At 58.7% G+C, this 10,054-nt stretch carries 12 protein-coding genes; 5 read left to right on the top strand and 7 right to left on the bottom strand.

Annotation, left to right across the window (positions count from 1 at the left end; all coding sequences use genetic code 11):
* Positions 1-181 precede the first annotated feature (181 nt).
* Positions 182-1,072, bottom strand: coding sequence for a hypothetical protein (locus C1X29_RS27865; protein ID WP_102718923.1), 891 nt, complete (start codon positions 1,070-1,072; stop codon positions 182-184).
* 706 nt (positions 1,073-1,778) lie between these two features.
* Here C1X29_RS27865 and C1X29_RS27860 point away from each other — a divergent pair.
* On the top strand, positions 1,779-2,138 hold the full coding sequence (locus tag C1X29_RS27860) for a DUF6124 family protein (RefSeq protein WP_007955862.1): 360 nt from the start codon (positions 1,779-1,781) through the stop codon (positions 2,136-2,138).
* Between the two features lie 152 nt (positions 2,139-2,290).
* Positions 2,291-2,500 (top strand): hypothetical protein, encoded by a 210-nt coding sequence (locus tag C1X29_RS27855; protein WP_064380963.1) that lies wholly within the window; start codon positions 2,291-2,293, stop codon positions 2,498-2,500.
* Between the two features lie 3 nt (positions 2,501-2,503).
* Here C1X29_RS27855 and C1X29_RS27850 read toward each other — a convergent pair whose 3' ends face one another.
* The 6 genes from C1X29_RS27850 to C1X29_RS27825 all read right to left on the bottom strand — a co-directional run bounded on the left by C1X29_RS27850 (position 2,504) and on the right by C1X29_RS27825 (position 7,811).
* Complete coding sequence (locus C1X29_RS27850; RefSeq protein ID WP_173940217.1) at positions 2,504-3,295, bottom strand: transporter substrate-binding domain-containing protein; 792 nt, start codon at positions 3,293-3,295, stop codon at positions 2,504-2,506.
* 59 nt (positions 3,296-3,354) lie between these two features.
* Positions 3,355-4,218 (bottom strand): copper homeostasis membrane protein CopD, encoded by an 864-nt coding sequence (gene copD, locus C1X29_RS27845; protein ID WP_102718920.1) that lies wholly within the window; start codon positions 4,216-4,218, stop codon positions 3,355-3,357.
* 3 nt (positions 4,219-4,221) lie between these two features.
* Positions 4,222-4,596, bottom strand: a complete 375-nt coding sequence (gene copC / locus C1X29_RS27840) for a copper homeostasis periplasmic binding protein CopC (protein ID WP_064380958.1) — start codon at positions 4,594-4,596, stop codon at positions 4,222-4,224.
* A 31-nt stretch (positions 4,597-4,627) separates the two neighbouring features.
* Complete coding sequence (locus C1X29_RS27835; protein WP_102718919.1) at positions 4,628-5,518, bottom strand: copper resistance protein B; 891 nt, start codon at positions 5,516-5,518, stop codon at positions 4,628-4,630.
* An 11-nt stretch (positions 5,519-5,529) separates the two neighbouring features.
* Entirely contained in the window at positions 5,530-7,233 is a 1,704-nt protein-coding gene (locus tag C1X29_RS27830) for a copper resistance system multicopper oxidase (protein ID WP_102718918.1), read from the bottom strand.
* A 95-nt stretch (positions 7,234-7,328) separates the two neighbouring features.
* Positions 7,329-7,811 carry a hypothetical protein gene (locus C1X29_RS27825; protein ID WP_041475362.1) on the bottom strand — a complete coding sequence of 161 codons (483 nt, stop codon included), beginning with the start codon at positions 7,809-7,811 and terminating at the stop codon, positions 7,329-7,331.
* A 165-nt stretch (positions 7,812-7,976) separates the two neighbouring features.
* Here C1X29_RS27825 and C1X29_RS27820 point away from each other — a divergent pair, with 165 nt between their 5' ends.
* From C1X29_RS27820 to C1X29_RS27810, 3 genes are all read left to right on the top strand, one after another.
* Entirely contained in the window at positions 7,977-8,636 is a 660-nt protein-coding gene (locus tag C1X29_RS27820; protein ID WP_102718917.1) for a ribonuclease T2, read from the top strand.
* A 137-nt stretch (positions 8,637-8,773) separates the two neighbouring features.
* Complete coding sequence (locus C1X29_RS27815; RefSeq protein WP_256584406.1) at positions 8,774-9,370, top strand: hypothetical protein; 597 nt, start codon at positions 8,774-8,776, stop codon at positions 9,368-9,370.
* A 111-nt stretch (positions 9,371-9,481) separates the two neighbouring features.
* Positions 9,482-10,000, top strand: a complete 519-nt coding sequence (locus C1X29_RS27810; RefSeq protein WP_102718916.1) for a hypothetical protein — start codon at positions 9,482-9,484, stop codon at positions 9,998-10,000.
* The last annotated feature ends 54 nt before the right edge of the window (positions 10,001-10,054 follow it).

Genomic DNA, 10,054 nt, shown 5'->3' with positions numbered 1-10,054 from the left:
AGACTAAGTTCGCACCTTGAATTTTGCGCCACCTCCGTGAGGTGGGGAGGCCGGCCAGATGATTCTCAGATTTATTTTTTGGGTTTCTAGGTGGTAAATAAATCTGTCCCCATTTTTCGCTCGTTATCAGCTTGGGAAGCCAATAACGAGGGTGGAGGAATGGCAGGAAGGCGACTCAGGGTTATCTAGCTTTCAGATCATCGATCATCATCATCAGCGGCCCTGATGACGCCCCCAAATTGGTCATCTTGGCTAAGTTTTCTGGTGTGAAAAAACGATTGCCTGCATGAATGACTTCGCGAGCGCGTTCAAGGTGTTTCGGCACCTCGCCGACCCACTTTGCCTCCCGTTGCAGCTGGCGAGGCTTTAACGATTCCAGTTCCTCGGGTTTGACCTTGCTCAGCTCGCGCATGGGCTGAATAAGGTTCGTGACGACCATGTCTTTAATTCGAGCTTTGAAGAAGGATAGGCCGTCGAGAGTGGTCACGTAGACGGGTTTAGTCGGCCAACCAAGCCCATCACCCTCGTAGCGATTCGACGTTTCAAAATGAGCCTCCTTTTCTGCCTTGGTCATTGCGACTTCTTTCTCAATAACGGCCTCATCTCGATCGGCGCGTTGCCGAAGTTTTTGAAAAACCTCGGTACCAACTGTGCCCATCAGTCGTGTTTTGAGTGACGAAAGGTTCTTGAAGGCGATGTCGATTGCTTCGATCTCAACGAGCATTTCCGACATCGTTTCCAACATCGAGCTGATTGCATTGATTCGCTGTCTTCTCGCGATCGCTTGGTCAACGCGCTTGCGTTCCCTGGTGAACGAAACCCCGAAATGGGTCTTGCCGCAGTTTCCGCCGATACCTGTTTCCTTTCCGTCACTCGTACTGATCAGGTAGCCCGCCATGTGTGGTTGATGGCAATGGGCGATGCCGCAAATAGACTTCTCTAAGAAGCGATAGGGCGCTATCACAGACCCAAACCGGCGGGAAGCATGCGGGTGAAATGCCAGTGAAGCCTCGTAGGCGGGACGAGCTCTCAGGTCCTCGATTGAGTCAATTACAACGAGTGTGTCGTTCAAATAGCAGTCCCTCGCGCTAGTGATGGCAAATTGGTTCAGTTGCATTTGACCATAAAATTTGATCGATATGGTGTGATCAGGATGTAGTCACGTTGCCGACAAGTCCGTAAACAACAGTCCCTCTGATTGGAACGGAAATCGGTTGCTTAAAATTTGCCTAAGGACAGGCGCAAGAAATGCACTTAGGAGAGGGAGTGGTACGAAACTGGTACAAAGGAAATCAAAGAGTTATCAGAGCTTTTGTTTACGGGAGGCTTTGGATCAGTTGTTCCAATCCATCACAGGTCAGACTGAGACGCCGCGGTAGAGACGGCGTCTTTCAAGCAAAAAAACGGGACTGTTTTAAACCTCAAAACTCATCCGTTTAAATGATTCATTCTTTCGTCATCCAAGCCCTACACCACCTTGCGCCACCCCCTACACCTAAGACAGAATCCGCCGGCTTGTGCCTCTAGCACGGGGGTTCTATCGTTCCTGGGTCACTGAAAACCAGTGATCGGGTTTGGTAGCCCGGATTCCGTCAGAAGCACAAGACTACTGTCTTGCGGAGGCTTTCAGTGCCTTCGTTTTATGGTGGTCATGCGCAGGGCATCTTCGGATGCGCCGGGGTTCCTGACGGCCGGTCTACCAACCTGCGTATGGCCTCCACCCTAGTTTGGTAGCGAAGGTGGCGGCTCCTAACCTCTTATCCGTCGGGAGTTACTCCATGTTCAAACCAACACCCAACCCACCAGAAACCGATCCGGTTTCCCCCTACAAATTCCCCGATTCACGAACCCTGAACGAAGCCGCCGAGCGCGCCCTCGATCACTATCTCACCCCACAGCAACGGATCATGGGCAGCCACACCCAACATGACCCGATGTACTTCGCCAACCCGGCCTACGACACCGAATCCCTGCTCGCCAACGCCAGCGAATCCCTGGGATCAGCCTCCGAAATGCTCAACAATTTCGCCGCCACCCTGGAGCCCGCCCACCGCAAAACCGCCATCGGCATTGCGCAGTTGGTGATGTTGGGGTCGTTGGCGGTGAATCAGGCGTTGGATAACGTCGAGCCGAAGTAGGTTCGGGCAACCCTCTGCGGTGCAGGGTTGATCGTCAGGCGTGGGTTCAACCTGAACCCACGCTGAAACCTCCGCAAGTTTCATCTTCCCGCCACCCGCACAGGCCTACGATCCATCCACAAGATCCCGACCCCACCCGAGCGCCTCAAACCATGAACAACCCACTCAAAGCGCTGTTGATCGTCGCAACCGTCTCGGTTTTAAGCGCCTGTTCCGGCTCCGGTGGCCTGACGACCACCAGTTGTTTCTCCAGCGACTGTCAGTCGCCGGAGGCGCGTAACGTGAATACGTTGAAGTTCGGCGGGAGCAATATCGGTAACAGTTTCAACCAGTACAGCTCCGGCCTGATGCATGACGATTGAGGGTTACTGGGCCGCGGGTACGGCGATCCATTCGCTCAGGACTTTCTGGTATTTGCCGGTGACTTTGCTCAGGTGCAGCCACTGGTCGACGTAGAGTTTCCAGCTGATGTCGTCGCGCGGCAGCAGGTAGGCTTTTTCGCCGTATTGCATGAACTGGCTCGGGTTGACGGCGCACAGGCCGGGTTTGAGTTTTTGTTGGTAGAGGGCTTCGGAGGCGTCGGTGATCATCACGTCGGCCTTGTTGTCGAGCAGTTGCTCGAAGATGGTCACGTTGTCGTGCAACGCCAGTTGCGCCTTGGGCAGGAAGGCGTGGACGAAGGCTTCGTTGGTGCCACCGGCGGGTTCGACCAGACGCACGTTCGGTTGGTTGATCTGCTCGACGGTCTGGTACTTGGACTGGTCGGCGCAGCGCACCAGCGGGATCTTGCCGTCGACGTCGAGGGTGTTGCTGAAGAAGGCTTTTTTCTGGCGTTCGAGGGTCACCGAAATGCCGCCGACGCCGATGTCGCATTTGCCGGCCTGCATGTCCGGCATCAGGGTTTTCCAGGTGGTCTGTACCCATTCGACCTTGACGCCAAGGCTGTCGGCCAGGGTTTGCGCCATGGCGATGTCGATGCCTTCGAATCCGCCGTCCGGGCGTTTGAAGGTGTAGGGCTTGTAGTCGCCGGTGGTGCAGACGCGCAACTGGCCCTGTTGCTGAATGGTGTCGAGGTGCGAGGCCGGTTCTTGTGCCTGGGCGGCGCCGGCCATGGCCAGCAGGCCGCAGAAGATCATCGTGCTTTTTGGAATTGTCATGGAGATCGGGCTTGTGCAGTGGAGGTGCGGGCCAGTGTAGTGAATGGGTTTGCCGGGTGTCACCCCGGTTCCGGGCTCAACGTGCCCAGCCACGCCACCAGTCCCACGATCAACAGCGCAATCACCAGCTCCAATGCCACGCTGCGGCGCAAGGCGTTTGCCGCCACTTGATGCTGCCCGGCGCGCAACGATTGTTCGAGCAACGGCCCGAGGTGGAAGCGGTTCAACGCGGCCAGCACCAGCATGCCCCCGAACAACGCAACCTTGATCGCCAGCAGAATGCCGTAGGTGCCGAGCAGGACTTCGCCCAGTGTCGGGCCGACGATGAACAGGTAATTCACCACGCCGGTCACCGAGAGGATGAGCACAATCGCCGCGCCGACGCCTTCGAAGCGTTTGACGGAATCCGCCAGCGAGCGAATGCGCGCTTCGCTGCACAGTGCGTCGAGCCGCGCCATCAAGATCAACGCGAGCATGGCGCCCAGCCAGGCACTCGCCGCGAGCAGGTGCAGGATGTCGCTGAGCAGATGCCACGCGTTATCCATCGCGCCGTGTCCGCTCCAGGCCAGGGAGGCGAGGGCGACGGCGCCGGCCATCGACGCCAGCCACAATCCCGGCCAGATCACCACGGCGATCAGCGCAATCATCCGCAGCGTCCACGCCAGCCCGACGTCGGTTTCCAGCACCATCATTTGCAGGTGCGGCCACAGCGCCGCGAATTCCGTTTCGCCACTCATGGCGCGGGTCATCAGCACCAGTCCCGCCACTGATAGCAATGCCCCGATCAACGCCATCCCGCGCAGCATCGGCCGAAACCGCAGCACCGCGTCAACGCTGTACAGCCCGAACAACGCCAGCCCGAACAACAACAGCAAATCCACATACAACGCCAGACGCAGGAGGATGTTGATCAGTTCAGCCATCGCTCACTTCACTTTGAACGTGACGTTGCCGGTGATCGGGTGCGTGTCCGACGACACCGCGCGCCATTCGACCTTGTAAGTGCCGGCCGGCAGAGGCGAGAGCGGGGTGACGAGCATGGTTTTCGGGTCGCTGCCTGCGCTGACTTTGGCCTTCATCGGCATCGGCGAGTGGGCCATGCCGGGCATTTCGGTCATCACCAGTTTGGCGCCGGAGAACTGGGTCAGCAGATCCTCCGAAAAGCGCAGTTCGATCTTGCCGGGCGCCGCGCCGTCGGCACCTTCGGCCGGGGTCGACGACAGCAGTTTCGGATGGGCCTGGGCCAGGGTGCTCAGGAGCAAGCCGCTGGCGAGGACGAGGGAGATTTTCAATGTGCGCATGCAAGACCTCGGTGTTGTTTTTTGATGGGATTCAGAACCACAGCCGCACGCCGAGGACGAGTCGCGCTTCGCTGCGATCCTCGCCTTCTTCCCGTGCGTAATCGGCGGTGCGGCCGTAGGTACGGTTCCAGGTCACGCCGATGTAGGGTGCAAATTCGCGGCGGATTTCATAGCGCAGCCGCAGCCCGGCTTCGGTGTTGGCGAGGCCCGAGCCGATCCCGCGTTGCGGGTCGTTTTTGCCGTAGACGTTGAGTTCGGCGGTCGGCTGCAGGATCAGGCGATTGGTCAGCAGGATGTCGTAGTCGCCCTCCAGCCGCAGCGCGCTCTGACCGTTTTCGCCCAGGAACGCCGTGGCTTCGGCTTCGAAGTTGTACAGCGCCATGCCCTGCAGGCCGAACGCGGCCCAGGTTTGCGGAGCGCCGGGTTTGAAGTCCTGGCGCACGCCGCTGACCACGTCCCACCACGGCGAAATCGCGTGGCCCCACAGCGCCTGGATTTCCGCATCTTCGGTCTTGCCGTTGCTGCGTTCGCCCTCGGAGCGCAGCCACAGCCGATCGATGTCGCCGCCGATCCAGCCGGACAAATCCCAGGCCAGGGTGCTGGCGTCGTCGGCGTCCTGCCATTCAAGTTTGTCGGCGAGGAAGTACGTGTTGATGGCGCTGTCGTGGACTTGGTGTCCGGCGTGGCTGGTGAACATAGCGGCGCGGTCGGCGTCGGTCAATGCCGGGATCGGCGTGCGGCTTTCGGTCGGCGCGGCGGGCTGCATCATGCCGTCGTCCATGCTTTGCATGTCGGTCATTTGACTGTGATCCATGCCTTGCATATCAGCCATCCGGCTGTGATCCATGCCCTGCATGTCGCTGGCGGCGAAGGCCTGGGCCATCGACAGGAGTGACAACGAAAACGCGGCAAATCGAGTCATGGTCGGCGTCCTCATTCTTCCACCCGCACTTCGCGGAACATGCCCATTTCCATGTGGTACAGGAGATGGCAGTGATAAGCCCAACGGCCGAGCGCGTCGGCGGTCACGCGGTAAGTGCGGCGGGTGCCGGGCGGCATGTCGATGGTGTGTTTGCGCACCTGGAAGTCGCCGTTTTCGTCTTCCAGATCGCTCCACATGCCGTGCAGGTGAATGGGGTGGGTCATCATCGTGTCGTTGACCAGCACCAGGCGGATACGCTCGCCGTACTTCAAGCGCAGCGGCTCGGCGTCGGAGAACTTGATGCCGTTGAACGACCAGGCGAATTTCTCCATGTGGCCGGTCAGGTGCAGTTCGATGGTGCGGCTCGGATCGCGGCCATCCGGGTCTTCGAAGGTGCTGCGCAGGTCGGCGTAGGTCAGGACGCGACGCCCGTTGTTGCGCAGGCCGAGGCCGGGGTCGTCGAGTTTCGCGGCGGTGGTCATGGCTTGCATGTCCACCAGCGGGTTGTCCTTTTCGCTGTCGGGGTGCGCCTGCATCGGGCCCATGTTCATGCTGGCGTGGTCCATGCCGCTCATGTCCATCGAACCATGATCCATGCCGCCCATACCCATGTCGTCCATGGTCACCAGCGGTCGCGGGTCCAGCGCCGGCACCGGGGCCGACAAACCGGCGCGGGCGGCGAGGGTGCCACGGGCGTAACCGGTGCGGTCCATGGCCTGGGCGAACAGGGTGTAGGCGTCGGCGGCGGGCTCGACGATCACGTCGTAGGTTTCCGCCACGGCGATGCGCAACTCGTCGACGCTGACCGGTTTGACGTGCAAGCCATCGGCGGCGACCACGGTCATTTTCAATCCGGGGATGCGCACGTCGAAGTAGCTCATGGCCGAGCCGTTGATCAGCCGCAGACGCAATTTTTCGCCGGGGCGGAACAGGCCGGTCCAGTTGTCATCCGGGGCGTGGCCGTTCATCAGGAAGGTGTACGTGGCGCCGCTGACGTCGGCGATGTCGGTGGGGTTCATCTTCATCTGCGCCCACATCGTGCGATCGGCAACGGTGGCGCCCCAGCCTTTTTCGCCGACATCGTGGATGAAATCGCCGACGGTGCGCTTGTGGAAGTTGTAGTAGTCGGACTGTTTTTTCAGGGTCTTCATCAGGCTGGCCGGGTCTTCGTCGGTCCAGTCGCTGAGCATCACCACGTAGTCGCGGTCGTACTGGAAGGGCTCCGGTTCCCGGGCGTCGATCACCAACGGCCCGTAGACCCCGGCCTGCTCCTGCAAGCCGGAATGGCTGTGATACCAGTAGGTGCCGTGCTGGCGAACCTTGAACTGGTAGACATACACGCCACCCGGCTCGATGCCCTTGAAACTCAGGCCCGGCACGCCGTCCATGTTGGCCGGCAGCAGAATGCCGTGCCAGTGGATCGACGTGCTGTCCTTGAGCCGGTTGCGCACCCGCAGCGTCACGGTGTCGCCTTCGCGCCAGCGCAGCAGCGGGCCGGGTAGGCTGCCGTTGATGGTCATCGCGGTGCGCGGCTGGCCGGTGAAGTTGACCGGGGTTTCGCCGATGAACAGCTCGAAGTCGGTGCCGCTCAGTTCATTTATCTGGCCGGGGCTGTTCAAGGCCCAGACCGGCGTGCGCCACAGGCCAAGGCCGCCGAGCAGACTGCCGGCGGCGAGGCCTTTGACGAAGGTGCGTCTTGAGGTGGTGGAAGGCATGCGCTTGAAGTCCCCGTTTGACCAATGACGGGGAGGCTAACCAGCGGCAGCTTTCAGCTGGCTGAGGGGCGGATTACAGTTGTGTCAGGTTCGGCCTACAAACCGAGTCCTTCCTGGACTACCAGCAGCAGGTTGTTTTCCGTCAACGCAATCGCATCCAGCTGTTGCCCGGTTTCGAGCGTCTGCAACCACCAATGGCTTTCACCGTGCTCATCGACCGTGCGCAGCAGCGATGCTTCGCGCCCCGGCAGGACGATTTGCACGCGCCCTGCGCCGTCTTCGGTGAAGCGGGCGATGGGGTCGAATGTCAGGCTGTGGTGGTTGGCTTCGATGATCAACTGGTCGATGGCGTAGTCGTGGGTCTCGCCATCCGGCGAACTTTCGCAAACATGGGTAGGATTGCGCCGAATCTTCAGGCCTACCTCGGTCACCGGTTGCAACCAGCCCTCGATGCGGTGATACAAGGCGTAGACCTGAGCCGGCCAGCAATCGATTTCCAGTTCGGCGCAGGTGATTTCGTCAGCATGGGTGTGCCGGGTTTGTTTGAGTTTCGCGGCGAGTTCGTCTGCTTTACTCATGTCGGTTCCCTGTGTTGAGTTCAACAACATCGTAGTCCTTTCAAAGTAATGCAGGTTTTGCCCTGCGTCATGCGCCTGCAACACAAGCGTGACTCAATCAGCCCCTGACCACGTGACGGTCAGACCACAGAAACCACGGACGCACGCGTCCCAAGGAACGGGAACATGAAAAAGCTTTTTACAATTATGGCGCTGATTGCGCTGACGGTCGGTAGCGTCAGCCTGAGTTCGGCGCGCCAGTCGTCTGCCAGCAAGGCGGAATCGGTGGCGGGGGTATTCGATTACTACCTGCTGACGTTGTCCTGGTCGCCGACCTTTTGCCTGACCCACAAGGACGACCCGCAATGCACCGGCAAGGGTTACGGTTTTGTCCTGCATGGCCTCTGGCCGCAATACGCCAAGGGCGGCTGGCCGGAGTCCTGCCCGCCGCTGACTAACCTGTCGGCCGCCGAAACGGCCAAAGGCCTGACGCTGTTCCCGACCAAAAAACTCCTTGACCACGAATGGAGCAAACACGGCACCTGCAGCGGCCTCGGCGCGATGGGCTATCTGGAGGAAGCGGACAAGGCCGTAGCGGCGGTGAACATCCCGCAAGAGCTGCAACCGTTCAGTAGCTCTTATTACTTCGAAGCGCAGGAAATTGCCGACCTGTTCCGCAGGAGCAATCCGGGCATCCCGTCAGACGGCATCGCCGTGATCTGCAACGGCCCGGAACTCTCGGAAGTGCGCGTGTGCATGGGCAAGGACCTGCAATTCGGCGCCTGCGGCAAGGGTGTGAAAACCCAGTGCCGGGCGGGGGATATCCGGGTGCCGCCATCGCGATAACGCAATCGGTTACTGGCCATAAAAAACAGGCGCCTTTTCAGGCGCCTGTTTTTTTGCAATCGGGTTTGATCAATGGAAGGACTTTGTTCATGCTGCGCGCCCCATGGATGATGACGCGATACTGCAAGGAGCTTTTCATGAGCGGAAAACCCGCTGCCCGAGTGACCGACCCGACGGCTTGCCCGTTGCCGGGGCATGGCACCAGCAGCGGTAAGAAAACCTTATTGCTTCTTCTATTGACCATCTTGTGTTCAGCCTGCGCTAAAAACCATACGGTCCAGCCTGCAAATCTCAATTTTCTGACGATAGAGAGAGAACCCAGCAGCCTGTATTACGAAATTTACTACGCCTCTGATGTAAACCTTTTGGATCTGTTTGGGAGAGGAATGAGGGAAGGCGCCGCTTCGACAATGTTGGAGTGTGCACTGGGTGACGATCAGGACTTCTCTATCACTAACCGATTCAGGTATTCGGCGTACGGACTGATTGATGTAGATGAGACCAACAAAGCCGGCGGGAAATACAACTACGTGACGAGTGCAACTTTAAGGCATACCGTAAATAACGGTTCAACTCAGGAATTTCTTTCAATTCAGGAGTTGAATGGCCTGTTGTCCGGAAAGCTCCAGGTTCCCTGCAAAGTCGTCATTACCGCCTGGGGCTACAAACCCTACTACTCAAACACCATGAACCTCCCCGTCGCAGACCTGCTGCGCGAAGGGAACAAGCTCTGAGCTCATTGCTAAAAGGGAACATACGTGGGGTCAGGGCGATTTTCTACCAGAGAAGTAGGCACTAAATCGGCCAGCGACTTGCTGCTTGAATCGATTCACGGAGGAGTTCTCGTGAGGCATAAATTTCTTCTTTGCATACTTATGGTCATCTGCTCCGGGTGTGCAAAGGATCATGTAAAACCTCCGGCAAATTTGAGCTTTGTGTCTGTTGCAAAAGAACGAGCGCTCTACGACATTCGGTATCAATCGGACGTGGATGTTCTGGATCTTTTTGACCGAGGCGAACGTAAAGGAATGGCGTCGGGTACTCTTGAGTGTGTCTTGGGAGACGACGAAGACTTTGCGGTTGATAAATCAATGCAGTTTTCTGCCCTCGGTTTGATTACCTCGGACAAGGGGCAGGCGAACAAAACGGGATTTTCCTATCTGACCAGCGCGTTTTTGATCGAAACCTCTAGCGATAGAAGTACGGACAGAAATCTGTCAGCGGCCGAACTGAACCAACTCCTCTCAGGCAAACAACAAATCCCCTGCAAAGTCGTCGTCACCGCTTACGGCTACAAACCCTACTACTCAAACACCATGAACCTCCCGGTCGCCGACCTGCTGCGCGAAGTCAACAAGCCCTGAGCTCAGCGCCATTTGGGGGGATCAAGCAAATCCCCCCGCATCCACCCCCAATTC

It is taken from the genome of Pseudomonas sp. GW456-12-10-14-LB2, from assembly GCF_002884345.1.
Lineage (GTDB): Bacteria > Pseudomonadota > Gammaproteobacteria > Pseudomonadales > Pseudomonadaceae > Aquipseudomonas > Aquipseudomonas paraglycinae.
The sequence above is the reverse complement of the archived record's forward strand: the minus strand, read 5'-3'. Positions and strand labels throughout refer to the sequence as shown.

Bases quoted from the DNA above. Each gene is read 5' to 3' on its own strand.
- C1X29_RS27860 (WP_007955862.1), top strand. From the start codon at position 1,779: ATGTTCAAACCAACACCCAACCCACCAGAAACCGATCCGGTTTCCCCC.
- C1X29_RS27855 (WP_064380963.1), top strand. From the start codon at position 2,291: ATGAACAACCCACTCAAAGCGCTGTTGATCGTCGCAACCGTCTCGGTT.
- C1X29_RS27850 (WP_173940217.1), bottom strand. From the start codon at position 3,295: ATGACAATTCCAAAAAGCACGATGATCTTCTGCGGCCTGCTGGCCATG.
- copD (WP_102718920.1), bottom strand. From the start codon at position 4,218: ATGGCTGAACTGATCAACATCCTCCTGCGTCTGGCGTTGTATGTGGAT.
- copC (WP_064380958.1), bottom strand. From the start codon at position 4,596: ATGCGCACATTGAAAATCTCCCTCGTCCTCGCCAGCGGCTTGCTCCTG.
- C1X29_RS27835 (WP_102718919.1), bottom strand. From the start codon at position 5,518: ATGACTCGATTTGCCGCGTTTTCGTTGTCACTCCTGTCGATGGCCCAG.
- C1X29_RS27830 (WP_102718918.1), bottom strand. From the start codon at position 7,233: ATGCCTTCCACCACCTCAAGACGCACCTTCGTCAAAGGCCTCGCCGCC.
- C1X29_RS27825 (WP_041475362.1), bottom strand. From the start codon at position 7,811: ATGAGTAAAGCAGACGAACTCGCCGCGAAACTCAAACAAACCCGGCAC.
- C1X29_RS27820 (WP_102718917.1), top strand. From the start codon at position 7,977: ATGAAAAAGCTTTTTACAATTATGGCGCTGATTGCGCTGACGGTCGGT.
- C1X29_RS27815 (WP_256584406.1), top strand. From the start codon at position 8,774: ATGAGCGGAAAACCCGCTGCCCGAGTGACCGACCCGACGGCTTGCCCG.